Consider the following 26,951-nt stretch of genomic DNA (forward strand, 5'->3'; position numbering starts at 1 on the left):
AGGGGCGCCCGGACGCCCGTACGCCCTGGACGCTCTCGCCGCCCGCCCGGCGCGGTCCGCGGCTCAGCTCTTCTTCGCCAGGGCCCGCTCGACGTCCGTGAGGACGGCCTCCGCGGCGAGCGGGCCGCCCGAGCTGTTCCAGGCCGACCCGTCGATCACCACGACATGCTGCTTCCCGACGGCCTTGAGCGCACCGAAGTTCGGCACCGCGGTGGCCTCCTTCAGGGCTTTCTCCCCCGCGGCCTGGTCGCCGAGCGCGCCGAGGAAGAGCCAGTCGCCGTCGATGGTCTCCAGACGCTCCAGGCTCACCGGCTCGCTGTGGCCGGAGCTCTCACCCTGCTGCCCTCGGGGCCGCTTGAGGCCGAGCGCGGCGAGGGTGTCGCCGACGTGTCCCTTGCCCTTGCCGACGACCGAGGGAGCGCCGTTCTGCCAGCGGATGACGCTGGTCACGGCGCCGGCGTTGGGCCCGAGCCCGTTCTTCACGGTCTTCAGGCGGGTGTCGAAGGAGGACAGCCACTTCTGCCCGTCGGCCTTCTTGCCGAGGGCGTCGGCGGTCGCGGTGAAGGCGTCCCGCCAGGGGGCGTTGAGCTTGGCGGTGAGCACGGTGGGGGCGATCCGGCCGAGCTTGTCCTGTACGCGCTTGGCGCCCACCGTCTCGTCGAGCAGGATCAGGTCCGGGCGCAGGGCCGCGAGCTTGTCCAGGTCGGGCTCGGCGACATTGGCGACGATCTGGGCCGACTTGGCCTTCGGGGCGAGGTAGCCCGCCACGCCGGACTGGCCGCGGCCGCTGGTGGCGCCGATCGGGTCGGCGCCCAGGGCGAGTGCGGCGTCGAGGGTGGGCTCGCTGAGGGTGACCACCTTCTCGGGGGCTGCGGGCACCTCCACCTTCTTGCCGTTGGCGTCGGTGACGGTACGGGTGCCGGAGCCGCCCGCCTTGACGTCGGCGCCGTCCTTGCCGCCGGAGCCGCCGTCCCCGCAGCCGGCGAGGGTCAGGGCGCCGGCCAGGGCGACGGTGAGCAGGGCGGCGGGTCGGCGGTAACGCATCGAGGTGCTCCTTGGGTGTGCGGAAGAAGTGCGGAGGGGGGACGGCGGGCGCCGGTGAACGGTGGCCGGGGTGCCGCCGGTGTTCAGGTGACCGGGGCGCCCCGGTGCTTCAGGTGGACGGTGGCGTGCCCGGGCCAAGGAGGGAAATCAGGCCCTGGGCCAGGGAGATGGACCAGCAGGCATAGTCATGGCCGCCGTTGAAGTCTTCGCCGGTGACGAGGTGGCCGCCGGCGCGGAGTGTGCGGCGCAGGTTCCGGGTCTGTTCGAGCATTCCCCACTCGTGCAGCCCGACGTCCAGGTGCAGCCGCAGCCGGCGCGGCGCGCCTTCGGCGTAGCGCCGGGTGATCCACGCGGTGTCCTCGGCCGGTTCGCCCGGGGGCCGCCACCACATGGACGGGGACTGGGCCAGCACGTTGCCGAAGCGGCCGGGTGCCGCGAGCCCGGCGTACAGGGCGGTGAGTCCGCCCAGGCTCTGGCCGGCGACGACCGTGCGCGCCGGGTCCGTACCGACCGGCAGGCGTCCGGCGGCCCAGGGCAGCAGCTCCTCGCCGAGGAAGGTGACGTACGCGGGGTGGCCGCCGAACTCCCGGGCGCGGGTGGCGTTGTCGACGGCGTGCGGCGCGAGCACGGTCAGCGGCGGGATCGCGCCGTCCGCGATGAGGCCGTCGAGCATGTCCTCCAGGTGCAGCTGGCCGAACCACATGTCGCCGTCGAGCAGGACGAGGGTGTCGGTGGTGCCGTCCGTGGCCGGTGCGGGCGGCTCGTACACCCACACCTCGCGCTCCGCGCCGCCGAGCGCGGCGCCGGCCACCTGGTGCCGCCGCACCGTGCCGCGCGGCGTGCCGGGGTGCCCGGGGTGGGTCCAGGGGCGCGCCGGGGCGTGCGGGAGTTCGAAGACGGAGCCGGGCGGGCCGTGCCAGCGGGTGGCGATCGTACGGGGGTTGAGGGGGTCGCCGACGCCGGTGGCGGCCAGTGCGCCGAGGTCGCCGGGCGGGTGGCCCTCGGTGTCGGGGGCGATGCGGTACGAGCCGCGGTGGTCGTGGCGCAGGCGGTAGGCCAGGTGCCACACGTCCGTACCGGGCAGGTTGCGCATCAGGCCGGCGGCCAGGTCGGCGCGGTCCATCAGCCGGTTGACCATCAGCAGCACCTGCCGGGTCGCGGTGTCGCCGCGCCACAGGAAGGTGACGGCGCGGTGGCCGGGGTCGCCGTCGAGCGGTTCGACGAGCGGCGTGCCGGTTTCCGCCGTCTCGGCCCAGAACCGGTCCAGCACCCCGGCGCGCGCGTCCGCCGACCCGGCGGCGGCCAGCTCGGCGGCCAGGCGCCGCACCCGCGGGCTGTCCGTGGTCTCGGCCGGGTGGGGCCGGGGGATGCGGGGCGGCCCGGCGGGGGCCGCCAGGGTGGTGGTCGTGCCGGTCGGCGTGCTGCCGTCCGCGTGGGTCATCTGTTCGCTCCGTGGGAGAGGGCCAGTTCGACGAGGCGGGGTACGGCGTCGGCGGGGCTGGGCATCGCGGCCGTCTCCTCGGCCGTCTCGCGGGCGGCCGTGGCCAGCGCTTCGTCCTCCAGGAGGCGGCGGACCAGTTCGCGCCCGGGGCGTTCGGGGCCCGCGAGGGCGGACGGGTCCTGCGGTACGAGGCCGCAGCCGCGTGCCTGGACCGCCGCCGCGTTGGCGGGCCGGTCGGCACCCTCGCCGAGGACGAGCTGCGGGAGGCCGGAGTCCAGGGCGGTCAGCGTCGTACCGGCGCCGCCGTGGTGGATGGTGGCGTCGCTGCCGGCGAGCAGTGCGCCCAGGGGCGTCCACTCCACGGGGCGTACGTTCTCGGGGAGCGGGCCGAGCGCCGACAGGTCGGCGCCGCCGAGGGCGAGGACGAACTCGGCGTCGGTCTCGCGGGCGGCGTCGATGACCCACTCGATGGGTGAGACGCCGTCCACGACCGGGCGGACCGTGCCGAGGGTGACCGCGATGCGGGGCCGCTTGCGCTCCTCGAAGAGCCAGTGCGGGAGGGCGCCGCCGCCGTTGTACGGGACGTAGCGCAGGTAGCGGCGGTGCGGTTCGGCGGTGACGCTCATGCCGGGCGGGGTGACGTCGAGCCAGGCGGCGACCGGCCCGGGGCCGTCGAGGCGGTGGCGGGCGTACCCGTCGGCGAGCGCGTCGTTCATCATCGCGACGTGCCGTCCGGTGTGGCCGAAGCCGACCGCGTGCACGACCGAGGGGACGCCGAGCGCGGCGGCCACGAGCTGGCCGACGACGCCGTTGGGGGTGTGGACGACGAGGTCGGGGCGCCAGTGGCGGGCGACGTCGACCATGGTGTCCGCCATCTCCTCGCTGAAGAAGGAGAATCCCTTGCCCTTGGGGGCGGTGCGCTTCTCGCCCGGGGCCGGGGGCTTGCCCTGGCGGCCCTTTTCCATGGCGGCGTACAGCGCGTCGGGGTCGATGCCGGGTGCGCAGTCGACGGCCGGCAGTCCGGCCGCGACGGTGTGGCCGACGGCCCGGCCGCAGGTGGCGACGAGGACGTCGTGGCCTGCGGCGCGGAACGCCTGGGCCAGCGGGACCATCGGGTAGAGCAGCCCGAAGAAGGGGGGCCCGGCGAACAGGACACGCATCGACTACCTGCTTTCTCTCCCGACGGACCGTCAAGACGGTTACGGGTCACGGGTGGTGCGGCGGCACGGCTGAAACGGGCGGGGCACGACTGCATGTGCGCCAGGTCACACACTCCGAGTGGCGATCCGGCACTTAGGTAAGCCTAAGCTAACCACGTGCTCAGCAGGTCAACAACGTCCCCCGGCTGGCTACGCAGGCTCGGTGCCGCGTGCCGGCACCACCCCCGACTCCTTTTCGCGGTCGCCGTGAGTTCCGTTTTCGGCACCGGACTTGAAGCGGTCGGTCCACTGCTGGCCCGGCTCGGCGTCGACGACGCCGTGGCCGGGCACACCGACCGCATCGGCTGGCTCGCCGCCGCGATGGCGGGCCTCGCGCTGGTCCAGTTCGCCGCCGAGTTCACCCGCCGCTACGCCGCCGGGAAACTCGCCCTCGGCGTCCAGCACCGGCTGCGTACCCAGGTGTTCGACTCCCTCCAGCGCCTGGACGGCGTCAAACAGGACGCACTGCGCACCGGCCAGGTGGTCTCCCGCGCCAACAGCGATCTGACACAGGTGCAGATCATGCTCGGGATGCTGCCGATCCCGCTCGGCACCTCGGCCCTCTTCCTCGTCGCCGTCGGCGCGATGCTGTGGCTGTGCGCCCCGCTCGCCCTGGTCGCGCTGACCGTGGTGCCCCTCACCGCGTGGGCCGCCGCCCGCAGCCGCGCCCGGCTCGTACCCGCCACCCGCGCGGCCCAGGCCGGCGCCGCCCAGGTCGCCGAGCAGGTCGAGGAGGCCGTCACCGGCGTACGGGTGGTCAAGGGCTTCGGCCAGGAGGACCGCGAGACCGACCGGCTGGCGCGCGCCGCCCGCGGCCTGTTCGGGCGGCGGATGCGGGTCGCCCGCATCCAGGCCGGCGCCACCGCCACCCTCGCGGCCCTGCCCGCCCTCGGCCAGGTCGGCGTGCTCGCCCTCGGCGGCTGGCTGGCGCTGCGCGGCACCATCGGACTGGGCACCTTCCTCGCCTTCGCCGCCTACATGGCGCTGCTGGCCGGGCCCGCCCGGCTGTTCGCCAGCTTCCTGGTCACCGCCCAGCAGGCGCGCGCCGCCGCCGAGCGGGTCAACGAACTCATCGACGCCCGGCCCGACATCACCGAACCCGCCGACCCGGTGGCCCTGCCCGCCGGTCCGGTCGGCCTGGAACTGCGCGACGTACGCTTCGGGTACGCGCCCAGCGACCCGGTGCTCGACGGCGTGTCACTGACCGTACGGCCCGGCGAGACCCTGGCCCTGGTCGGCCCGTCGGGCTCCGGCAAATCCACCGTCTCGCTGCTGCTCCCCCGCTTCTACGACCCGCAGGCCGGCTCCGTACACGTCGGACCGCCCGGCGCGGCCCCCGACGTGCGCGAACTGTCCCTCGCCGACCTCCGTGCCACCATCGGCGTGGTCTTCGAAGAGCCCTTCCTGTTCTCGTGCCCGGTCCGCGACAACATCGCCTACGGCCGCCCGGACGCCACCGACGAGCAGGTCAGGGCCGCCGCCGAGGCCGCCGAGGCGCACGGGTTCATCGACGCGCTGCCCGACGGATACGCCACCGAGGTCGGCGAGCGCGGACTGACCCTCTCCGGCGGGCAGCGGCAGCGTGTGGTGCTGGCCCGCGCCCTGCTGGCCGACCCGCGCGTCCTGGTCCTGGACGACGCGACGTCCGCCGTGGACGCGGCCACCGAGGCCGCCATCCACCGCACGCTGAGCGCCGTCACCGGCGACCGTACGACCCTGCTGATCGCGCACCGCCGCTCCACCCTCCAGCTCGCCGACCGCATCGCCGTCCTCGACGAGGGCCGGGTGGTGGACACCGGCACCCAGGAGGAACTGACGGCACGCTGCCCGCTGTTCCGCGAACTCCTGGCCGGACCCGGCGACTCCCTCGACGTACGGGTCACCGCCGATCCGCACACCGGCGACCGGGGCGTCACCCCGGAACTCTGGCCCGAGCCCCCCGCCGACGCGGCCCGCGACACGGCGGAGGAGACCGCCGAGGACCCGCGCCTGGAGGAAGCCCGGCTGCGCGCCCCCGACCCCGACGCCCGCTTCCGGCGGCTGCTCGCCCCCGTACGCGCCGCCCTGCTGCTCGGCCTGCTCCTCGTCGTCGCCGACTCCCTCGCCTCCCTCGCGCTGCCCCTCCTCGTACGGCACGGCCTGGACGCCGGCGCCGGCGCGGGCGACGGCGGCGCGCTCGCCGCCACCGCCCTGACCGCGCTGCTCGTCGTCGCCCTCGGCTGGGGCGTGCTCACCCTCCAGGCACGCATCACCCGGCGGGCCGGGGAACGGGTGCTGTACGGACTACGGGTGAAAACCTTCGCCCACCTCCAGCGGCTCGGCCTGGACTTCTACGAGCGGGAACGCGGCGGCCAGATCATGACCGCCATGGTCAACGACATCGACGCGCTCTCCGCCTTCCTCCAGACCCACCTGCTGACCTCGGTGGCCGCCCTGGCCACCCTGTGCGGCGCGGTGGTGGCGATGCTCGCCGTCGACCTGCCGCTGGCCCTGACGGCGCTCGCACTCGTCCCGCTGATCGCCGTGGCCACCGCCGTCTTCTGGCGGCTGTCCTCCGCGGCCTACACCGACGCCCGCAAACGCGTCGGCGAGGTCAACTCCAGCCTCCAGGAGAACGTCTCGGGGCTGCGCGTCGCCCAGTCACAGAGCCGCGAGGGCAAGACCGCCGAGGCGTTCGGCAAGCTCTCCGAGAACTACCGCGCCGCCCGGCTGCGCGCCCAGCGCTACGCCGCCGTGTACTTCCCGTGCGTCAACCTCACCGCCGAACTCGCCAAGGCCACCGTCCTGCTCTTCGGCGCGTACCGGGTCGCGGACGGCGGCCTCAGCCCCGGCGTCCTCGTCGCCTTCACCCTCTTCCTGGGCATGTTCTTCTCGCCCATCCAGCAGCTCTCGCTCGCCTTCGACAGCTACCAGCAGGCATCCGTCGGCCTGCGCCGCACGTTGCAACTGCTGCGCGCCACGCCCTCGGTACGGCCCGCCGCCGACCCCGTACCCGTACCGGACCGGCTGCACGGGCCGGTCGAACTGCGCGCGGCCACCCTCCGCTACCCGGGCGCCGAGCAGCCGTCGCTGGACCGGATCAGCCTGCGCATCGAGCCCGGCGAGACCGTCGCGCTCGTCGGCGAGACCGGGGCCGGCAAGTCCACCGTGGTCAAGCTGCTCGCCCGCTTCCACGACCCGACCGAAGGCCAGGTGCTGGTGGACGGCGTGGACATCCGCGCCTACGACCCGCCCGCGTACCGGCGGCTGCTGGGCGTCGTCCCCCAGGAAGCCCACCTGTTCACCGGCGACATCGCCGGCAACGTCCGCTACGGCCGCCCCGAGGCCACCGACCAAGAGGTCGAGGCAGCCGTGCGGGCCGTGGGCGCGCTGCCCGCGGTGGCCGCCCAGCCGTACGGCTTCCGCCAGCCCGTCGGCGAACGCGGACAGCGGCTGTCCGCCGGGCAGCGCCAGCTCGTCGCACTGGCCCGCGCCCACCTCGTCGGCCCCGGCCTGCTGCTTCTGGACGAGGCGACCGCCGCCCTCGACCCGGCCACCGAACGCACCGTGCTGGACGCCGGGGACCGGCTGGCCGACGGCCGCACCACCGTCCTGGTCGCCCACCGCCTGGCCACCGCCGCACGGGCGGACCGGATCGTCGTCCTGGACGCCGGGCGGATCGCCGAGGAGGGCACCCACCAGCAGCTCCTCGACGCCGGCGGCCGGTACGCCCGGCTGTGGCGGCACCACGCCCCGTCCGCCGCCGAACCCGCCCCCCTCACCCAAGGATGACCCCCTCATGAAGGCACTTGTCCTCTCCGGAGGCACCGGCAGCAGGCTGCGTCCCATCACCCACACCGCCGCCAAACAGCTCGTCCCCGTCGCCAACAAGCCGGTGCTCTTCTACGGCATCGAATCGCTGGTCGCCGCGGGCGTCACCGACATCGGCATCATCGTCGGCGACACCGCGGCGGAGATCCGCACGGCCGTGGGCGACGGCTCCCGCTTCGGGGCACGCGTCACCTACCTCCCCCAGGAGCAGCCCCTGGGCCTCGCGCACGCCGTCCTGATCGCCCGCGACTGGCTCGGCGACGACGACTTCGTGATGTACCTGGGCGACAACTTCGTGGTCGGCGGCATCACCGAACTCGTCGACGAGTTCCGGCAGTCCCGCCCCGACGCCCGCATCCTGCTCACCAAGGTCCCCGACCCCAGCGCCTTCGGCGTCGCCGAACTCAGCCCCGAAGGCCGCGTCGTACGCCTGGAGGAGAAGCCCAGCGAGCCGCGCAGCGACCTGGCCCTGGTCGGCGTCTACCTCTTCACACCCGGCGTGCATGACGCCGTACGGGCCATCGAGCCCTCCGCGCGCGGCGAACTGGAGATCACCGACGCCCTCCAGTGGCTGGTCGACGCCGGCCGCACCGTGCAGTCCACGGTCATCTCCGGCTACTGGAAGGACACCGGCAACGCCACCGACATGCTGGAGGTCAACCGCACCGTACTGGAGAGCCTGCCGCCCGCCGTCCTCGGCGAGGTGGACGACGCCAGCGAACTGGTGGGCCGGGTCCGCGTCGAGGCCGGGGCCAGCGTCGTACGGTCCCGGATCGTGGGACCGGCCCTCATCGGCGCGGGCAGCGTCGTCCGCGACTCCTACATCGGCCCCTCCACCTCCGTCGCCGGCGGCTGTGTGATCAGCGGCAGCGAGGTGGAGTTCTCCATCGTCCTGGACGACTCCCGCATCGAGAACGCCGGCCGGATCGAGGGCTCGCTCATCGGCCGCATGGTCCGCATGAGCGGCGCGGACCGCGCGCCCCGCGCGCACCGCCTGGTGCTCGGCGACCACAGCCAGGTGCAGATAGCGCCCTAGCCAGGTGCAGACAACGCCCTCAGAACCAGGCCACGCGCACCTCCCCGTCCCCCCATTTCCCTGTTCTTGGACTGACGCCTTGAGAATCCTCGTCACCGGCGGGGCCGGCTTCATCGGCTCCCACTTCGTCCGCACCCTGCTCACCCCCGAAGGCCCGGGCGACGGCACCGGACCGCACGTCGTCACCGTGCTCGACGCCCTGACCTACGCGGGCGACCGCGCCAACCTCCGGCCCGTTGCGGACGACCCGCGGTACACCTTCGTGCACGGCGACATCCGCGACCGGCCGCTGGTGGACGACCTGCTGGCCGAACACGACGCGGTGGTGCACTTCGCCGCCGAGTCGCACGTGGACCGTTCCATCGCGGGCGGCACCGACTTCGCCGCCACCAACGTCCTGGGGACCCAGATCCTCCTGGAGTCCGCGGTACGCCACCGCATCGCCCGCTTCGTACACGTCTCCACCGACGAGGTGTACGGCTCGATCGCGGACGGCTCCTGGACCGAGGACGAACCCCTGGCCCCCAACTCCCCCTACTCCGCCTCCAAGGCAGGCTCCGACCTCCTGGCCCTGGCCCACCACCGCACCCACGGCCTGGACGTGTCGGTGACCCGCTGCTCCAACAATTACGGCCCCTACCAGCACCCCGAGAAGGTCATCCCGCTGTTCATCAGCCGGCTGCTGGCGGGCGGGCGCGTCCCGCTGTACGGCGACGGGCTCCACGTACGCGACTGGCTGCACGTCGACGACCACTGCCACGCCCTGCGCCTGGTCCTCGAAGGCGGCCGGCCCGGCGAGGTCTACAACATCGGCGGCGGCACCGAACTCAGCAACAGGGACCTCACCGAACGCCTCCTCGCCGCCTGCGGCGCCGGCTGGGACCGGGTCGACCACGTCACCGACCGCAAGGGCCACGACCGGCGCTACTCCGTCGACTGGACCAAGATCCGTACCGAGCTGGGCTACGTCCCCCGCCACTCCTTCGAGGACGGGCTCGCCGAAACCATCGCCTGGTACCGCGACCGCCCAGACCGGTGGGCGCCCCCGGCCCCGGCGCTCGGGGGTGCCGCCCAATGAACCGCTGGCTGATCACCGGCGCGAGCGGCATGCTCGGCCGCGAAATATGCCGCCTCCTGGCCGCCGAGGGCGAGTGCGCGCTCCCCATGGACCGCCGGTCCCTCGACCTCACCGACACCCTCGCCGTGCAGTCCGCCCTGCGCCGCGTCCGGCCCGCCGTGGTCGTCAACTGCGCCGCGTACACCGACGTGGACGCCGCCGAGACCCACGAGGAGCAGGCACACCGCATCAACGCCGACGCGGTACGCGGCCTCGCCCGCGCCTGCGCCCGCAGCGGCGCCCGGCTGCTGCACGTCTCCACCGATTACGTCTTCGCGGGTGACGCCACCACCCCGTACACCGAAGGCGCGCCGACCGGCCCCCGTACCGCCTACGGCCGCAGCAAACTCGCCGGGGAACAGGCCGTCCTCGCCGAACTGCCGCACACCGGCACCGTCGTACGCACCGCCTGGCTGTACGGCGCCCACGGCCGCAACTTCGTCCGGACCATGGCCGAACGCGCCGCACGCGGCGCCACCGTGCACGTCGTCGACGACCAGACGGGCCAGCCCACCCCGGCCCGCGACGTCGCCGAACGGCTGCTCACCCTGGGCCGCGGCCCCGCCCGCCCCGGCGTCTTCCATGCCACCACCGGCGGACGGACCACCTGGTACGGGCTGGCCCGCGAGGTCTACCGGCTGGCAGGCGCCGACCCCGACCACGTCCGGCCCACCGACAGCACCACCCTGGACCGGCCCGCCCGCCGCCCCGCCTGGAGCGTGCTGGGCCACGACCGCTGGGCCGCCGCCGGTCTGCCCGCGCCCCGGAACTGGCACGACGCCCTCGCCACCGAGTTCGCCGCTGTGACCGCGACGCTGGAAGGAGCCGCCTCATGCGCCCGCTGAGCATAGAAGGAGCCTGGGTCCGCGAACCCTTCGTCCACCGGGACGACCGCGGGTCCTTCCACGAGTGGTTCACCCAGCCGGAGTTCACCGGAGCCACCGGCCGCTCCCCGGTCCTGGCCCAGGCCAACTGCTCAGTCTCCCGCCGCGGCGTACTGCGCGGCGTGCACTTCAGCGAGGTGCCGCCCGGCCAGGCCAAGTACGTCACCTGCGTACGCGGAGCCGTACTGGACGTGGTGGTGGACCTGCGGACCGGCTCCCCCACCTACCGCGCATGGGAGGCCGTCCCTCTGGACGAGGACGGCCTGAGCGCCGTGTACCTCTCCGAAGGACTCGGCCACGCCTTCCTGGCCCTGACGGACGACGCCACTGTCGTCTACCTGTGCTCCACCGGCTACCAGCCGCGCCGCGAACACGGCATCCACCCGCTGGACCCCGCCCTGGGCATCGACTGGCCGGCCGGTGTCACCCCGCTGCTGTCCGCCAAGGACGCCGCCGCGCCCACCCTGGCGGAGGCCGAGCGGCAGAGCCTGCTGCCCTCGTACGAGGAGTGCGTACGCCACCGGGCAGCCGTCCGGGAAGGCACCGCCGCGTGACGACGACCGCGACCGCGGCGCGCACCGGCGCACCCGCCCCGGAAACCAAGGCCGCACCGCCCGCCGGGCGCCGCGTACTGCGGACCGGCGGGCTGCTGCTGGGCCTGGCACTGCTGGCCGCCGTGGTGCTGGCGAGCATCGCCGTGGGCGCCAAGGCCATCCCCCTCGACCAGGTGTGGCACGGCCTGTTCGGGCCGACCGGCACCGCCGACGACCGGATCGTGCGCGAACTGCGTCTGCCGCGTACCGCCCTGGGCGTCGCGGCGGGCGCCGCCCTCGGACTGGCCGGCGCCGTGATGCAGTCCCTCACCCGCAACCCGCTGGCCGACCCCGGACTCCTCGGCGTCAACGCGGGCGCCTCCGCCGCCGTCGTCACCGCGATCAGCGTGCTGGGCATCACCTCCTTCACCGGCTACCTGTGGTTCGCGCTGGCCGGCGCCGGCGTGGCGGCCGTCCTGGTCAACACGCTCGGCGGCAGCCGGGCCGCCACCCCCGTACGCCTGGCTCTCGCGGGCACCGCCGTCAACGCCGCCCTCTTCGGCTACGTCAACGGACTGCAACTGGCCGACCTGGGCGCCCTGGAGACCATGCGGCACTGGTCGATCGGCACCCTCACCGGTCGCCGCGGCGACCTGCTGCCGACCGCGCTGCCGTTCCTGCTGGCCGGCGCCGTCCTCGCGCTCGCGGTGGCCCGCCCGCTGAACGCGGTCGCCCTGGGCGAGGACACCGCCCGCTCCCTCGGCGCCCGGCTGGGCCGCACCCGGGTGCTGTCCATCGCCGCCATCACCCTGCTGTCCGGCGCCGCCACCGCCGTCTGCGGACCGATCGGCTTCATCGGGCTGATGATCCCGCACGCGGTACGGGCCTTCTGCGGCCCCGACAACCGGTGGCTGTTCCCCTACTGCGCCGTCTTCGCGCCGGTCCTGCTCCTGGGATCGGACATCATCGGCCGGGTGCTGGTGCCGCCGGCCGAGATCGAGGTCGGCGTGGTCACCGCGTTCTGCGGCGGCCTGCTCTTCATCCACCTCGTACGACGGCGGAAGGTGGCCCAGCTGTGACCGCCGTACGCACCCCCACCGCGCGCCGCACGGCGCCGCGGCCCACCGTCCTGCGCACCCGCGGCGGACTGTCCCTCCGGCTGGGCCGCCGGGCCCTGCTGGTCTGCGCGGCACTGGCGCTGACCGGAGCCCTGGTGGCCGTCCTGTCCCTGGGCATGGGCAGCTACCGCCTCGGCCCCGCCGAAGTCCTCGCCACCCTCTTCGGGGACGGCCCGCCCGGCGCCGGCTTCGTCGTGGTGGACCTGCGGCTGCCCCGGGTACTGGACGGGCTGCTGGCCGGATTCGCGATGGGCATGAGCGGCGCGGTCTTCCAGTCGCTGGCCCGCAACCCGCTCGGCAGCCCCGACATCATCGGCTTCGGCAGCGGGGCTTCGGCCGGCGCCCTGGTCTCCGTCATCCTCCTGGAGGCCGGGACCGCGCAGATCGCCCTCGGCGCGGTACTCGGCGGCCTGGCCACCGCCGCCGCCGTCTACCTGCTGGCCTGGCGGCGCGGCGTGCACGGCTACCGCCTGGTACTCGTCGGCATCGGCGGCTCGGCGGTCCTGGGATCGCTCACCAGCTACCTGTACGTACGGGCCGACATCGGCAAGGCCGCCGAAGCCGCCACCTGGATGATCGGCAGCCTCAACGGCCGCGGCTGGTCCGACGTGAGCGTGGCCGCGCTCGGCGTCGTCGCCCTGGTACCCGCCGTCCTGGTCCTGGCCCGCCGGCTCTCCCTGCTGGAGATGGGCGACGACACGGCGGCGGCACTCGGCGTCGCCCCCGAACGCAGCCGCCTGGCCCTCCTCGCCACCGGCACCGGACTGACGGCGCTCGCCGTCGCCGCCGCGGGCCCCATCCCCTTCGTCGCGCTCGCCGCACCCCAACTGGCCCGCCGCCTCACCCGCTCCCCGGGCCCCAACGTCCTGCCCGCGGCCTGGATGGGCGCCGTACTGGTCACCCTCGCCGACTGGGCGGCCCAGCGCGTCTCCGGTACGGGCATCCTGCCGGTGGGCGTGATCACGGGCGTGGGCGGGGGCGTGTATCTGGCCTGGCTGCTGTTCTTGGAGCGGAGGTCGGGGAAGTTGTGAGGGTGGGGGTGGGGGCTGGCGTGCGGTGGGGCGGGGGCTGGTGGGTGGTGCCGGGGGCCGGTGGGCGGGGTGCCGCGCGTCAGAGCTGTTCCGGGCGGCGTTCCGTCAGGCCGTACTTCTGCGCGATCGGGTTCCACAGCTTCGCCGCCTGCTGCTTGGCCTTCGTGGCCCGGCCGCTGTCCGCGTTGCCCTTGGCGGGCTCCTTGCCGCCCTTGGCCTTGCCCTTGGGGCAGCCGTCCTTGCCCTTCACCTGGCCCGCCCAGGCCGCGTAGTGGTTGTCGGCCGAGGCGGAGGACTTCCACGCCTCGTTGAGCGCGGCGGTCAGCTCGCCACTGCCGGGCAGCTTGTCGACGGGGAGCTTGGCCAGCCTGCCCACCAGGTCGTCGCGCTGCTTAGCGGCGTCCCGGAGGTCCTTCGCCGCGCCGTCGAGGTTGTCGCACGTCTTGATGCTCTTGACCGCGCCGATCACCGCGGCACGGCTGTTGTTGCTGTCCTTCAGGAGCGCGTCGAGGTCCTTGGCCTGCGCGGCCACCGGGTCGGCTGACGGCGGCGGCTGCTCGGCGTCCTTGCCGTCCGCGTCGTCCTTCGCCGCGCCGGGCGCCCCGCCGGTCTCCTGCTTCTTCTCGGCGGGGCCGTCGTCACCGCCGCCGCTGAGCGCCCAGCCGACGCCGAGACCGGCGCCCGCCAGAGCCACCACGGCCACACCGATGATCACCGCGGGCGCGATGCGCCGACGACGGCCGCCACCGTCCTGCTCCTGGCCCGCGTGCGGCGCGTACTGGTCGAACTGCTGCCGGCCCCCGAAGGGCGGCTGCCCGTACGGACCCTGCGGCGGCTGCCCCGGCTCGTCGAAGCGGGGCAGCTGCGCGGTGGCGTCCGGAACGCCGCCCGGTGCTCCGGCCGGGGCGGCACCTGCGGGGCCGGAACGGAACAGGCCCTCGAACTCGGCCGGAGTCGCACGGTCACCGGCTGCTCCGGGCTGTACGCCGAAGGGCGCGCCGGGCGGCGGCGTGGGAGTACCGGCGCCGATCGGCGGTATGAGCTGGGTGGCCTCGGAGTCGGCACCGGCTCCGGCGGGTCCGGGTTGGGCAGCTCCGGGCTGCGGGCCGTTCGGCTTGATCGCGCGCAGCGTACGGGTGGACTCACTGGGCGTTTCGGGACGTATGCCCGCGGGGCCGCCGGCACCGGCTTCCGGCGGCAGCGGCGCGGAGCCGGGCATCGGGCCGGGTCCGCCGGGCTGGCCGGGCTGGGGGTTTCCGCCCGGGTTGCCCGGCTGGGCCTGTTGCGCCTGCCGTGCCCGCTGCCCACCGATGGGGCGCAGCAGCGCGGTCGATTCCGGGTCACCGGCGGCGGGCGGCATCGGCGTGGCGGCCTGCGGGGCGGCGGGGACGAGCTGGCCGTGCGGCGCCTGCTGCGCTCCGGGCTGTCCGGCGGGCTGCCCAGCGGACTGTCCGGCGGGCGGCGCACCGGCCGGGCCGCCGACCTGCGGGTCGAACGGGGATATCAGCGCGGTGGCTTCCATGTCCGGCATATCCGGAGCAGCGGCCTGACCCGGCTGTGCGGGATTCTGCTGAGGCGGGGCCTGCGGGGGAAGGGGCATCGCGGCCGGGGGCTGCTGCTGGAACGGGGGCTGCTGCTGTGGCGACTGCGGTGACTGCTGCGGCGGCTGCTGGGCGAAGTACTCCTGGCCGTACGGCTGCTGCTGGGCGGGCGGCGATTGCTGGCCGTACTGCGGCTTCTGCCCGTACGGCTGCTGGCCCTCCCCGAACGGCGGCTGCTGACCGTAGGACTGCGGGCCTGGCGACTGCTGCGGGCCAGGCATCTGCTGCCCAGGGGCCCCCTGCCCGGGCGCCTGCTGCCCACCGTACGGCTGCCCTTGGAACGCCTGCCCTGGACCCGGCTGCCCCTGAACGGGCTGCCCTTGCCCCGGCTGGCCTTGCCCCGACTGGCCCTGAACCGGCTGTCCGCCCGGCGCCTGCTGCTGCTCAGGCCCCCAAGGCTGCCCCCACGGCTGGCCCGCGGGCGGCGAAGCCTGCTGGCCGGGGACCCACGGATCACCGTGAGCGGGCAGCACAACGCCCTCTCGCGCGGGCTCGCCCGCAGGATTGTGCGGGTCGTTGCCCTGTCCGCTCTGGGTCACCGGGACTCCTACGATCTGCTGACTTACGGAAGCGTCGGCTCACGCTACCGGGTCGCCGTCACGTTCGACCATGTCCCCTGGTCACCACCCACCCGAGACGCCCCACAAGGGCCTTCCAGGCCCTCCTGGGGCCCTTCCAGGACTCCTGTGACACCTCGGGAGGGTGCCGGGCGGGCCTTTCGCGGCCCGCCCGGCACGGAAGGACGAGGCGGCCCGGGCGCCGAACCGGCCCTCCCCCGGCTGCCACGGGCCGCGAATCCGTTACGCGGCTGCCCGCAATTCCAGCCGGGCACCGAACTCCCGCACCACCGGCTCGTCCCGGTACGGCTCCAGCCGCAGCTGGAAGTCCTCCAGATACTCCGCGCCCCGGTTGGACCGCAGCCCGCTCAGCAACTCGACGGCCTGGGTGCCCGTATGACAGGCATGTTCGATCTCGCGCTGCTGGACCTGCGCACTGGCCAGCAGCACCAGCCCGATGGCTCGGCGCCGCGCCCGCCCTTCGGGATGCCCGTCCACCGCTTCCTGCGCGCGCTGGCGGGCCGCGCCCGCCTGCCCCAAGTCACGATGGCAGTGTGCGAGTTCGTCGGCGAGATAGGCCTCGTCGAAGTGCGAGATCCACGCCGGGTCGTCACCGACGCCCGTACCGGCCGATCCGCCGGCACGTTCCATGGCGCCCACGGCCCGGCCCGCCACGAGCTGGAAGGCCCGCGCGTCCCCCATCAGCGCGTGCCCGCGCGCTTCCGCCGCGAAGAACATCGCCTCCGCGCGCGGCGTGACGTGCCCGCGCGCGCCTTCCTGCGCGGCCTTCGCGAGCTGCGCGATCTCCCGGGGGTTGCCCAGCGAGGCGGCGAGATGGCTCATGCTGGCGGCCAGCACGTACCCCCCGTAACCACGGTCACCGGCCGCCTGCGCCAGCCGCAGCGCCTGGATGTAGTAGCGCTGGGCCAGCCCTGGCTGCCCGGTGTCGACGGCCATGTAACCGCCCAGTTCGGTCAGCCGGGCGACCGCCGCGAACAGTTCGCGGCCGACCGCTTCCCGGTACGAGCCGGCCAGCAGCCCGGAGACGACGCTGTTGAGGTAGTGGACGACGACCGGCCGGACGTGGCCGCTGCCGTAGCGGTGGTCCAGTTCGCCGAGAGCCGTGGTCATGGCACGTACGGCTTCGACGTCCGAGATGCCCACCCGCGCCCCGGCGTTGCGCGCCACCTGCGGGTCGGCGCTGGTGATGAGCCAGTCACGGCTCGGTTCGACCAGCGCGGAGGCGGCCACGGTGGAGCCGCTGAGGAAGTCGCGCCGGCCGACGTCGCTACGCCACAGCTCACAGACCTGTTCGATGGCGCCGAGCACGGTGGGCGAGAACTGCAGGCCCACACCGGACGCGAGGTTCTTGCCGTCGGCCATCCCGATTTCGTCGATGGTGACCGTACGCCCCAGTTTCCGCCCCAGCGCCTCCGCGATGATGGCGGGGGCCCGGCCGCGCGGCTGCTGGCCGCGCAGCCAGCGGGCTACGGAGGTCTTGTCGTAGCGCAGGTCGAGGCCGTGTTCGGCGCCGCACATGTTGACGCGGCGGGCGAGTCCGGCGTTGGAACAGGCGGCTTCCTGAATGAGCGCCTGCAGCCGTTCGTTCGGCTGCCGCGCGACGAGTGGCCTGGCGGCCATGCTGCACCCCCTGATTACTGCTGCGCGTTCACCAGCGAACGCCGTACCCGTTGATCAATTCCCCGCGCATATGCCGGATATCCGGGATATCTCAGATGTGCGTCATGTCCGCTGAAGCCTTGACATTCCCGGGTGATGGCGGTCGGACCGGCCGGCCGGCGGATCGCTCCGCCGGATTGCGGTGTTCCGGCAGGTCCTGCCGCTGTGCTCCCGGGCCCTGCCGCATGGGCTCGGCTTCTGCTGTCTGCTGCCTGCTCCGGTCGTCGGTGGGACGGTGGTTTCGGGGAATCGACGGAACCGGGGTACGCCGTGCGGTACCCGCGTCCTGCTCGCGGCGCCGCCGCGCCGTACGGTCCCGGCGTTCGCTCCGGGGGCCGTGCCGACTGTGCCGCGGCCTGCCGCCGGGCGGCCTCTCCGCCCGTCACGCAGGTGGCTACCCGTTCTCCGGGCGCTCCCCCGCACGCGCCCCCAACCATGCTTCCATGCGCCCCACGTGCGGGAACGATGCGCCGGGGCGGTGCACGTGTCGGCCGTAACCCTTGGTGACAAGGGAAGTTGTCCACCACGTGGAAGACACCATCGGAGTCACAGGAGCCTCTCAGGTCCCCGCACAGCGTGGCGAGCTGTTGATCGAAACTGCGGTGCGTTACGCGGAAGAGCGGCATTGGGACGTCTTGCCCGGCGCATGGCTGGAGGACGAGGGGGAAGTGCCGCGCTGCTCGTGCGGCGCGGCCGACTGCGCCGCGCCCGGCGCGCACCCCACCGTCCCGGGCTGGGCCGGCCACGCCACGGGCAGTGCGACGGCCGCCCGCCGCCTGTGGAGCAGGAACCCGCGCGCCTCGATCCTGCTGCCGACGGGCCGTACGTTCGAGGCGCTGGACGTGCCCGAGACGGCCGGCTGCCTGGCCCTGGCCCGGATGGAGCGGATGGACCTGCCTCTCGGCCCGGTGACCCGCACCCCGGACCGCCGGATGCTCTTCTTCGTCCTTCCCGGCGCCCTGGTCAAGGTGCCCGACCTGGTACGGCACCTGGGCTGGCCGCTCGCTTCGCTGGACCTCGTCACCCGCGGCGAGGGCGACTACGTCGCCGCGCCGCCGACGCGCGTGGGGGCGCACGGAGCGGTGCAGTGGGTACGCCAGCCCACCGCCGCCAACCGGTGGCTGCCGGACGCCGAGGAGCTGATCAGCCCCCTGGCGTACGCCTGCGGGCGGGAGGCAGCGGCGGCACGCGGGCGGTGAAGGCGGCCGCTGCCCGGCACCGGCCGCGCAGCCGCAGCCGCGGCCGTGCGGGACGCGCCCGCAGCGCCGTTGCCCCGCACCCGTACCCCGCACCCGTACCCCGCGCGTGTGCGCCGGGCGCGTACCGCGTCGCGCACGCCCCTCCCCTCACCGCACGCCGTTTCCCACACCGCACGCCCCTGACCCCGCCGCGCGCTCCCTCCGTCGCACCGTTGCCCGGCCGTGCGGCCGCACCGGCCCCGTCGCACATCCGCCCGTATCGTGGTCCGCAAGGACGGGGGCCCGACCGGCCCCTGCGGGGACGTGGAAGGGCAGAACCGGTGGCCAACGATCCGGAACACATCGACCAGTCGACAGGCGCGGTCACCCCACCGGGCGGTCCGTCCGCGCGAACGGACGGCACGGTTTTGCCCGCCGTGCGCGTCCAGGGGCTGTGGAAGAAGTACGGCGAGCAGGTCGCCGTGGCGGGCATCGACCTGACGCTGCCCGCGGGCCGGTTCATCGGCCTGGTCGGCCCGAACGGCGCGGGCAAGACCACCACCCTCTCCATGGTGACCGGCCTGCTCCGCCCGGACGCCGGACAGGTGGAGATCGGCGGCCACGACGTGTGGCACGACCCGGTCGCGGTGAAGTCCCGTATCGGCGTACTGCCCGAGGGCCTGCGCCTGTTCGAGCGGCTGTCCGGACGCGAACTCCTGGCCTACATCGGGCGGCTGCGGGGGCTGCCCGGTGCCGAGGTCGACAAGCGCGCGGACCAGCTGCTGGAGGTACTGGACCTGTCCGGCGCCCAGAACAAGCTCGTCGTCGACTACTCGACCGGCATGCGCAAGAAGATCGGCCTGGCGGCGGCGCTGCTGCACAACCCCGAGGTCCTCTTCCTGGACGAGCCGTTCGAGGGCGTCGACCCGGTGTCCGCGCAGACCATCCGCGGCGTACTGGAGCGCTACACCTCCTCCGGGGCCACCGTCATCTTCTCCAGCCATGTGATGGAGCTGGTGGAGTCGCTGTGCGACTGGGTGGCGGTGATGGCCGGCGGCCGCATCCGGGCGGACGGCCCGATCGCCGAGGTGCGCGGTGCGGCGCCGTCCCTCCAGGACGCGTTCCTCGAACTGGTCGGCGCCAACGGCCGCGCCGCCGGGCAGAACCTGGACTGGCTGGGCGGCGGGGGCGCCCGATGACCGCCTCCCCCACCTCCGCCACGACCGCCCGCACACCGTCCGGCACGCCGCACCCGGGCGCGGGCACGTCACTGACCCCGGTCTTCATCCGCCTCAAGCTGTCCCTGCTGCGCAACGGCCTGCGCCAGTCGTCCGGCCGGACCGTCGCCTACGTGGCGTCACTCGTGCTGTCCCTGCTGTGCGCGGCGGGCGTCCTGCTCGGCCTGATCGCCCTGCGGAACGTCGAGCACGCGGGCGCGCTGGGCGTACTGCTCGCCGCGGTGCTGACACTGGGCTGGGCGGCGATGCCGCTGTTCTTCCCGTCGGGTGACGAGACCCTCGACCCGACCCGGCTGGTCATGCTGCCGCTGCGGCCCCGGCCGCTGATCGGCTCGCTGCTGGTCACGTCGCTCGTGGGCGTCGGACCGGTCTTCACACTGGCGCTGGCCGTCGGCTCGGTGATCATGATGGCGCACAGCGCGGCCGCCGCGGTCGTCGGCGTGCTCGCCGTCGTCCTGGTCGTCCTGGTGTGCGTGGCGCTGGCCAGGGCCGTCGCCACCGCCAACGTACGGCTGCTGACCAGCCGCCGCGGCCGCGACCTCGCCGTACTGAGCGGCCTGTTCGTCGCCATCGGCGCCCAGGGCGTGAACATCGGCGCGCAGAAACTCTTCGGCCCGGGCGCCGGACTGTCCACCCTGGAGCCCGTGTCCGACATCCTGCGCTGGGTGCCGCCCGCCTCGGCCGTGGACGCGGTCCGTGCGGCGAGCGAGGGCTCGTACGGGCGTGCCGTACTGGGCCTGGCACTCGCCGTGGTGGCGCTCGGCCTGCTGCTGTGGTGGTGGGCGCGCACCCTGACCACGGTGATGACCTCGCCCGACTCCTCCACCCTCCAGGCCGTCGAGCAGGACAGCGCGCGCAAGCAGCGCTCCTCGGGCGGCGGCCTGCAGCGGCTGCTGCCGGAGAGCCGTACGGGCACCGTCATCCTGCGGATGATGCGCTACGCGTGGCGCGACCCGAAGTCCAAGATGTCGTGGGCGATGGCGTTCGGTGTCGGCCTCCTCGTCCCGGTCGTCTCCGCACTCCAGGGCGGCGGCAGCATCTACACGGCGTTCTCGGCGTCGACCCTGCTGGGAATGCAGATGTACAACCAGTTCGGGCAGGACACCTCGGCGTTCTGGATGGTCGCCTCGACGATCTCCACGCCCCGCGACGCCTACGCGGAACTGCGCGCCCGGGGGCTGGGACTGGCCCTGATCGGCGTGCCGTTCGTGACGCTGGTCGTGATCGGCTCGGCCGCCTTCCTCGGGCCGTGGTCCGCGTTCTTCGATGTCTACGGGCTGTCGCTGGCCCTGCTCGGCGCCCTGGTGGCGACCGGCGCGATGGCCTCGGCCCTGTTCCCGTACTCGATCCCCGCGGAGAGCAACAAGAACATCGCCCCCGGTCAGGGCGCCATCGCCTGGTTCAGCCTGTTCGGCGGAATGCTGGCGAGCGGCGTGCTGGCCGCCCCGATGATCGCGCTCCTGGTGTGGCTGCACGTGGCGGGCCTGCACAGCCTGCTGTGGCTGATGCTGCCCGTGGGAGCGGCGTACGGGGTCGGCATCGCGCTCCTGGGGATGCGGGTGGCGGCGCCGCGGGTGGCGGCGCGGCTGCCGGAGATTCTGGGGGCGGTCAGCAAGGGGTGAGGGGGCGTACGGCCGCCGTTCCGGCTCTCGCCGGTCCGTGCCGGCCCTTGCCGACTTGACCTCAAGTTAACTTCAGGCCGGAGGGTGTGGGTGATCGGCCGGCCGTCGGGGCCGGCCGGCCGCCATCACGGGAAGCCCGCGCATGCCCACACCGTCGTCATCACTTGCCCAGCCTCCATCGCAACCACCCACCCAGCCCCCATCGTCACCACCTGCCCAGTCCCCACCCTCACCACTTGCCCAGCCCCCATCGTCACCGGCTGCCTTCGCGCCTGCTCGTACAGGCCGTGCGGACGCGAAGGGCTCGCCGGGCCCGGGCCGGGAACACGGCGTCATGGCGATGGCCTTCGTCATCGTCCTCGGCTCGCTGATGACGGTCCTCGACACCACCGTCGTCAACGTCGCCCTCAACCGCCTCTCCGCGGACTTCCACGCACCGCTGGCGACCATCCAGTGGGTGGCCACCGGCTACACGCTCGCCCTGGCCACCGTCATCCCCGTCACCGCGTGGGCCGTCGGCCGCTTCGGCACCAAGCGCCTCTACATGCTCGCGATCGCCCTGTTCGCCGTCGGCTCGGCGCTCGCCGGGCTCGCCTGGAACACCGAGTCCCTGATCGCCTTCCGGGTGCTGCAAGGACTGGCGGGCGGCATGGTCCAGCCGGTCGGCATGACGATCCTCCTCCAGGCGTCCGACCCGGCCCGCCGGGGACGGATGATGAGCGTCCTCGGCATTCCCGTCCTGGTGGGGCCGTTGATCGGTCCGGTGCTCGGCGGTTACCTGGTCGACGAGGTCTCCTGGCGCTGGATCTTCCTGATCAACATCCCCGTCGGCGTCCTCGCGTTCGTCCTGGCCGGCCGGATCTTCCGGCGCGACACCCCGGGGCCCCGCCCGCGCCTGGACGTGCCCGGCCTGCTGACGCTCTCCCCCGGCCTGGCCATCCTCATCTACGGCCTGAGCAGCGGCGCGGAACAACGTTCCTTCACCGGCCCGGGGGTCCTGGTCCCCACCCTGGCGGGCGCCGCGCTGATCGCCGCTTTCGTCGTACGGGGGCTGACCGCCGAATCCCCGCTCATCGACCTCCGGCTGCTGCGCCGCCGCCCGTTCGGACCGGCCGCCGCCACCCTCGCCCTCTTCGTCTGCGGCTACTTCGGCTCGATACTGCTGCTGCCGCTGTACTACCAGGTCGTACGCGGCCAGAGCGCGACCGGCGCCGGACTGCTGGGCATCCCGCAGGTGCTGGCGACCGGGATCACCATGCAGTTCGCTGGCCGCCTGGTCGACAGGATCCCGGCGGGCCGACTCGTGCCGGCGGGCGTGGGCCTGGCCACGGCCGGCTTCCTGACCTTCACCACCCAGGTCGCGGCGGACACCCCGTACTGGGTGCTGGCGGGCGCGCTCGCCGTGATGGGCGTCGGGGTCGGCATGACGATGATGCCGACGATGGCCACCGCCACCCGCGGCATCGACCACGCCAGGCTTCCCGCCGCCTCGACGACGCTCAGCATCATCCCGCAGCTGGCCGGCTCGGTGGGCGCGGCCCTGATGTCCATCCTGCTCGCGGGCGCCATGAGCAGCCGGCTCCCCGCCTCGGCAGGTGCAGGCGGCGGCCTCGAATCCGTCCGCAACCTGCCCGCCGACGCCGTACGCGCGCTCGCCCCGCACCTCGCCGCCGCCTTCCAGCACACCTACGCCTGGGCCGTTGCCCTGGTGGCCCTGTCGCTCATCCCGGCGCTGCTGCTCCCTCGCCGTCAACAGCCCCTCGGGTGACGGGTATCCGCCGCGGACGGAGGTTATCCACAGGCTTCCCCACGCGCCGAGCACGGCCGGTACCGTCGTGAATCACGGCGACAAAATGATCGCCAGGACGACTCGGACGTCAGCGAACCGCCGGTCCGGCCGGCAAACGGGGGTGGGAAATCATGTGGCCGACCAACAGACCTGGCCCAGCACCACGTTCAGGCCCAGGGCCAGGCAAGCAATCACTGCCGCTAGCAGCAACGACGACCACAACAACAGCAGCAACCCTGCTGCTACTACTCACCCCCACCCCCGCCCAAGCAAGTACAGGAACCTCCTCCACCCCCCTCGCCTCCCCCACAGCACCCTCCCCCTCCCTCACCTCTTCACCCACCCCCTCCCTCACCCATCTCCTCCTCCTGATCGCCGGCCCGCTCCTGCTCATAGCCGCTGTCGGCCTCCTGCTCCGACGCCGCTCACGACTGCGGGACTACGCCCAGCCTTTGACGATCCCGCGCTCGGTCTTCACCGCCGTACGCCGCGCCGACGAGCCCGGGATGCGGGAACATGCCGCCGAGGAAGTCACGCGCCTGGCCAAGCAGACGCAGAGCACCAAGGCCGCCCCCGCTGCCGCGGAGCGGGCCCAGGAGGCATGTGCGACGGCCGAAGCTCTCTTGCAGAGGGCACGGGGAGCCCCCGACTTGGCGGGCGTGTTCGCCCTCCTCCACGAGGGCTACACCGCCCTCGACCGGTCGGCCCCTCCACTCCCCCTGTGCTACTTCCACCCTCTGCACGGCCCCGCGGCCCGGCGCATACCTTGGCGCCGGTCCCCCGAACACAGCGAATGCTTCCAGGTGGCCGCCTGCGCGACCTGCATCCGCGCCCTACGAGCCCACCGAACGCCGGACACCCTCGCCGACCAGGACCGGGACCGGGACCGGGACCGGGCATCAGGCCGCCCCGTCCCCTACTTCGAAGTGGCCCCCGAGCGCAGCCTGTGGTCAGCCACCGGCTACGGCTCCCTACTGACCGACGCCTCCCTGACCACACACGTCCAACGCACCCTCGGCCACCAACCATGAACCACAACAGCCAAACCCCTCTCGGGCCCCCTCCCCACCGCCGATCCCCCCTCAGCCCCTCTCCCCCTCCCCGCACCCGGCTCAAGTACCGCTGGAACGAACTACCCGTCTGGGCACGGTGGGTCGCCGCGACGTACGCGATCGTCTTCGTCCAAGGAACCGGCGCGCACCTCATCGACCTGATACGCGGCGGCATCCACGCCTACGCGGCCTTCCCCCAGGCGGCACTCCAGGTGTTCTTCATCAGCCTGGTGGTCATCGACCCCCTGACCGCCTTCCTGGTGATCCGCCTGCGCGGGGCCGGCGCCTGGCTCGCCTGCGGTGTGATGATCGCCGACGCCACCGCGAACTGGATCGGCAACTGGCAAAGGATACGCACCGACCCGGCAGACCTGCTGCGCCCGGTCGGCCTGCTTCCCATCTCCCTCTTCACCCTGTACGTCATCGCCACCTGCATCCCGCTGCACCGCGCGATGGCTCGTACACGGAAGAGCGTTCAGGGGCGCTTGGCCTCTTCCGGCTCAGACTGTCCGGATCAGATCACCCAGGTCAGGTAGCCCAGGTCAGGTCGTCCGGGTCAGGTCGTCCGGGTCAGGTCGTCCGGGTCAGGTTGAGGTGGGTGCTTGGTCGGTTGGGCGCTGCCCGGCGGATCGTGATTCGGAAGGGGGCGAGGGCCGGAGGTCGTAGAGGTAGGAGCGGTCGTTCTTGAAGCTGCGCCAGACGGTCATCGGAGGTTCGGATGCGTCAGCGTGGCTGATGAGGGGGTGGGCAGTGACGAGGCCGTCAGCGATCTCGCAGTGCCAGCCGTCGGTCGGCGACCAGACACACCACACGTTCCCGTCTGTTCGGCGGTAGGCGGGGCGGCCGTTGCGTTCACCGTCGCGTGCGAAGGTGTAGCGGAGCCCGTCGAAATGGCGCACGAAGGTGAAGGATGCAAGTGCCGTCATGCCTTCGGGACTATAGGGGTCGACGCTGCCGTCGAAGCCGGTGCCCACCGGCCACCACGCTGCCCTGACGCCGGCAATTCGACCGTCACATGATCCGCCGGACAGCGCCCAGGGCTGTTTGTTCTTCTTCGGGGGTGTAACCGAGGTGGAGTGGGGGCTCGCCGCGGGCGCGGTCCCAGGTCAGGACGTCGGCCGCCGTTACTTCCAGCGGCGTCGCGGGGAGGCCGGCTTGGCGGGCGCGGGCCGCGCTGCGTTGCTGGGTGGGCCAGTTCGGGCGTACCAGGGGGAACATGGTCGGCGCGCCGTCCGGGGGTACCGGGACGATCTCGACCTGGGTGCCCGCCACTCGGGCGCAGGTGTTGATCAGTTCGCCCAGTGTCGTCGGCGCGGCGGGGCCCACCGCGTGGAAGGCGCCGGAGCGGTCGTCAATGAGCAGTTGCACCACCAGGCGCGCCAAGTCCCGGGAGTCCAGGACCTGTACCGGTTGTGCGGGGTCGGCCGGCAGGGCCACCCGGCCGCCGCGTGCGGCGCGGCGTACCCAGTACGTGAACGTGTCCATCGAGTCGTGCGGTCCGGCCACCGTCCCCGGTCGTACGATCGTCGCCCGCGTGCCGTAGCGGGCGGTCACATCGTCCTCGCAGGCCACTTTGAGCGGGCCGTAGGTGGCTTCGCTCAGTTCTTCGGTGCCGCGTACGGGCGGGCGGCGCGGGGTGCTCTCGTCGCTGCCCGGGCCCACTCCCGTACGTGCGTAGACCGCGTGGGTGGAGATGAACAGGTACCGGCCGACGCGGTCGCCCAGGGCGTCCATCGCCTGTCCGACGTGTCGTGGGACGTAACCGCTGACGTCGGCGACCGCGTCCCAACCGCCGTCGTGCAGGGCGGAGTAGTCACCGGTGTCGCGGTCGCCGATGAGCCGGGGCAGGCCGGGGAACAGGTCCGGGTTGGTGCGGCCCCGGCCGAACAAGGTCACCTCGGCTCCCGTACGCCGGGCATCCTCGACGATGGCGCGGCCCACGAAGGACGTACCGCCAAGAACAAGAAGGCGCATGGCCATCGACACTACCGACGCCCCGGCGGGCTCGGGCGGGCTCGACAGGGATTGGGGGTGGGAGGGGCGGCAGTGGCGCGAGTGGGTGGTTGAGTACCGGCCCGCTCAGGGTTGGGATGAGAGCGCGGGACACGGAGTCCGTCCGGACGGAGGGGGGGGAGGCCCGGGGCTTCGTCAGCTCGGGAGGACGGATTCCAGGAAGGGGCCCAGCACGGACCGCCACTCCTCGGGGGCTTCCCAGGGGAGCCAGTGCCCGGCGTCCGGTATCTCGGCGTAGACGCCGTGCGGGAGGACGCGGACCATCTCCTGGGCCTCGGCGCGGCCCAGTTCGCCGTCCAGGCCGCGGACGACGAGCGTGGGGCACTGCACCAGGGCGAGGTCTTCCCAGTGCGCGTCCTGGACCCAGGCCTCGCGGGCGGTGAGCATCTGGTGGCGGGAGAAGACCGGGCGCCAGCCGTCCGCACGCTCGGCCATGATCTCGGCGAAGAACTCGCCGCGGGCCGGCTTGGACCGTTCCAGGGTCGGGTCGTCCTCGCCGAACCATTTGCGTACGTCCGCGAGGGTGGCGAACGGGACCGGCCAGGAGCGGAACCAGTCCGCCCACTCCTGCTGCGAGGCCGCGCCCAGGGCGGAGGCCCGCATGTCGCAGATGACCAGCGCGCTCACCAGGTCCGGCCGGCGGGCGGCCACCTGCCAGGCCGTCAGGGCGCCCATGGAGTGGCCGATCAGGACGGCGGGCGCCAGGCCGAGCTGTTCGATGGCGGCGATGCCGTCGGCCACGTATGCGCCGCGGTCGTACGGACCGTCCTGGGGTTTCTCGCTCCGGCCGTGGCCGCGCTGGTCCAGGCCGACGGGGCGGCACCGGGAGCCGAGCCAGCGGGCGGTCTCGGCCCAGTGCGACGCGCGCCCCATGAGGCCGTGCAGGAGCAGCACGCCAGGGCCGCGCTCCCCCTCCTCCCCGCCCCGGCCGGCCTTCGGCGGGTCGGTGAACTCCCAGGCGGCGAGCCGGACGCCGCCGGTCCCTGTCACGTCGATGCGCCGCACCAT

Annotated in this window: 21 protein-coding genes; 13 read left to right on the forward strand and 8 right to left on the reverse strand. The window is 73.5% G+C overall.

Translation table 11 applies throughout. From position 1 onward, the window contains the following. Positions 1–63 precede the first annotated feature (63 nt). The 3 genes from ACZ53K_RS08285 to ACZ53K_RS08295 all read right to left on the reverse strand — a co-directional run bounded on the left by ACZ53K_RS08285 (position 64) and on the right by ACZ53K_RS08295 (position 3,645). Positions 64–1,044, reverse strand: coding sequence for an ABC transporter substrate-binding protein (locus tag ACZ53K_RS08285; RefSeq protein WP_468832954.1), 981 nt, complete (start codon positions 1,042–1,044; stop codon positions 64–66). 109 nt (positions 1,045–1,153) lie between these two features. Then, positions 1,154–2,485 (reverse strand): enterochelin esterase, encoded by a 1,332-nt coding sequence (gene fes, locus ACZ53K_RS08290; RefSeq protein WP_468832955.1) that lies wholly within the window; start codon positions 2,483–2,485, stop codon positions 1,154–1,156. Next, entirely contained in the window at positions 2,482–3,645 is a 1,164-nt protein-coding gene (locus ACZ53K_RS08295) for a nucleotide disphospho-sugar-binding domain-containing protein (RefSeq protein ID WP_468832956.1), read from the reverse strand. The genes fes and ACZ53K_RS08295 overlap by 4 nt, the downstream gene beginning before the upstream one ends. A 156-nt stretch (positions 3,646–3,801) precedes the next feature. Between ACZ53K_RS08295 and ACZ53K_RS08300 the strand changes: the two genes are divergently transcribed. The 7 genes from ACZ53K_RS08300 to ACZ53K_RS08330 all read left to right on the forward strand — a co-directional run bounded on the left by ACZ53K_RS08300 (position 3,802) and on the right by ACZ53K_RS08330 (position 13,213). Then, complete coding sequence (locus ACZ53K_RS08300) at positions 3,802–7,455, forward strand: ABC transporter ATP-binding protein (RefSeq protein ID WP_468832958.1); 3,654 nt, start codon at positions 3,802–3,804, stop codon at positions 7,453–7,455. A 7-nt stretch (positions 7,456–7,462) separates the two neighbouring features. Then, positions 7,463–8,530: a glucose-1-phosphate thymidylyltransferase gene (locus ACZ53K_RS08305; RefSeq protein ID WP_468832959.1), complete on the forward strand. Its 1,068-nt coding sequence runs from the start codon at positions 7,463–7,465 to the stop codon at positions 8,528–8,530. Positions 8,531–8,609: 79 nt separating this feature from the next. After that, the gene (rfbB, locus tag ACZ53K_RS08310; protein WP_468832960.1) at positions 8,610–9,608 is read left to right on the forward strand and encodes a dTDP-glucose 4,6-dehydratase; all 999 of its coding nucleotides are present in this window, start codon (positions 8,610–8,612) and stop codon (positions 9,606–9,608) included. Then, positions 9,605–10,492, forward strand: a complete 888-nt coding sequence (rfbD, locus tag ACZ53K_RS08315) for a dTDP-4-dehydrorhamnose reductase (RefSeq protein WP_468832961.1) — start codon at positions 9,605–9,607, stop codon at positions 10,490–10,492. Before rfbB ends, rfbD begins: the two co-directional genes overlap by 4 nt. After that, complete coding sequence (locus ACZ53K_RS08320; RefSeq protein ID WP_468832963.1) at positions 10,480–11,085, forward strand: dTDP-4-dehydrorhamnose 3,5-epimerase family protein; 606 nt, start codon at positions 10,480–10,482, stop codon at positions 11,083–11,085. The genes rfbD and ACZ53K_RS08320 overlap by 13 nt, the downstream gene beginning before the upstream one ends. Then, positions 11,082–12,143, forward strand: coding sequence for a FecCD family ABC transporter permease (locus ACZ53K_RS08325; RefSeq protein ID WP_468832964.1), 1,062 nt, complete (start codon positions 11,082–11,084; stop codon positions 12,141–12,143). The genes ACZ53K_RS08320 and ACZ53K_RS08325 overlap by 4 nt, the downstream gene beginning before the upstream one ends. Beyond that, complete coding sequence (locus ACZ53K_RS08330; RefSeq protein ID WP_468832965.1) at positions 12,140–13,213, forward strand: FecCD family ABC transporter permease; 1,074 nt, start codon at positions 12,140–12,142, stop codon at positions 13,211–13,213. The genes ACZ53K_RS08325 and ACZ53K_RS08330 overlap by 4 nt, the downstream gene beginning before the upstream one ends. 79 nt (positions 13,214–13,292) lie before the next feature. On the opposite strand, the gene ACZ53K_RS08335 is transcribed toward ACZ53K_RS08330, so the two are convergent. Then, positions 13,293–15,035 carry a hypothetical protein gene (locus tag ACZ53K_RS08335; RefSeq protein WP_468832966.1) on the reverse strand — a complete coding sequence of 581 codons (1,743 nt, stop codon included), beginning with the start codon at positions 15,033–15,035 and terminating at the stop codon, positions 13,293–13,295. 579 nt (positions 15,036–15,614) lie between these two features. Continuing rightward, entirely contained in the window at positions 15,615–17,012 is a 1,398-nt protein-coding gene (locus tag ACZ53K_RS08340; protein WP_468832968.1) for a transcriptional regulator, read from the reverse strand. A 566-nt stretch (positions 17,013–17,578) separates the two neighbouring features. Between ACZ53K_RS08340 and ACZ53K_RS08345 the strand changes: the two genes are divergently transcribed. From ACZ53K_RS08345 to ACZ53K_RS08370, 6 genes are all read left to right on the forward strand, one after another. After that, positions 17,579–18,250 carry a bifunctional DNA primase/polymerase gene (locus ACZ53K_RS08345; protein WP_468832969.1) on the forward strand — a complete coding sequence of 224 codons (672 nt, stop codon included), beginning with the start codon at positions 17,579–17,581 and terminating at the stop codon, positions 18,248–18,250. Between the two features lie 407 nt (positions 18,251–18,657). Then, positions 18,658–19,428, forward strand: a complete 771-nt coding sequence (locus ACZ53K_RS08350; RefSeq protein WP_468833373.1) for an ABC transporter ATP-binding protein — start codon at positions 18,658–18,660, stop codon at positions 19,426–19,428. Next, positions 19,425–21,089, forward strand: coding sequence for a transporter (locus tag ACZ53K_RS08355; RefSeq protein WP_468832970.1), 1,665 nt, complete (start codon positions 19,425–19,427; stop codon positions 21,087–21,089). The genes ACZ53K_RS08350 and ACZ53K_RS08355 overlap by 4 nt, the downstream gene beginning before the upstream one ends. 334 nt (positions 21,090–21,423) lie before the next feature. Beyond that, complete coding sequence (locus tag ACZ53K_RS08360) at positions 21,424–22,857, forward strand: DHA2 family efflux MFS transporter permease subunit (RefSeq protein WP_468832972.1); 1,434 nt, start codon at positions 21,424–21,426, stop codon at positions 22,855–22,857. Between the two features lie 473 nt (positions 22,858–23,330). Next, the gene (locus ACZ53K_RS08365) at positions 23,331–23,909 is read left to right on the forward strand and encodes a hypothetical protein (RefSeq protein WP_468832973.1); all 579 of its coding nucleotides are present in this window, start codon (positions 23,331–23,333) and stop codon (positions 23,907–23,909) included. Then, the gene (locus tag ACZ53K_RS08370) at positions 23,906–24,466 is read left to right on the forward strand and encodes a hypothetical protein (protein WP_468832974.1); all 561 of its coding nucleotides are present in this window, start codon (positions 23,906–23,908) and stop codon (positions 24,464–24,466) included. Before ACZ53K_RS08365 ends, ACZ53K_RS08370 begins: the two co-directional genes overlap by 4 nt. Positions 24,467–24,514: 48 nt before the next feature. Here ACZ53K_RS08370 and ACZ53K_RS08375 read toward each other — a convergent pair whose 3' ends face one another. The 3 genes from ACZ53K_RS08375 to ACZ53K_RS08385 all read right to left on the reverse strand — a co-directional run bounded on the left by ACZ53K_RS08375 (position 24,515) and on the right by ACZ53K_RS08385 (position 26,951). Then, positions 24,515–24,904, reverse strand: coding sequence for a PH domain-containing protein (locus tag ACZ53K_RS08375; RefSeq protein ID WP_468832975.1), 390 nt, complete (start codon positions 24,902–24,904; stop codon positions 24,515–24,517). 37 nt (positions 24,905–24,941) lie between these two features. Then, positions 24,942–25,904 (reverse strand): NAD-dependent epimerase/dehydratase family protein, encoded by a 963-nt coding sequence (locus tag ACZ53K_RS08380; RefSeq protein WP_468832977.1) that lies wholly within the window; start codon positions 25,902–25,904, stop codon positions 24,942–24,944. Positions 25,905–26,078: 174 nt separating this feature from the next. Further along, a complete protein-coding gene (locus tag ACZ53K_RS08385; RefSeq protein ID WP_468833375.1) occupies positions 26,079–26,951 on the reverse strand; it encodes an alpha/beta fold hydrolase in 873 nt (290 codons plus the stop codon).

This window comes from Streptomyces sp. NPDC033221 (assembly GCF_055577005.1).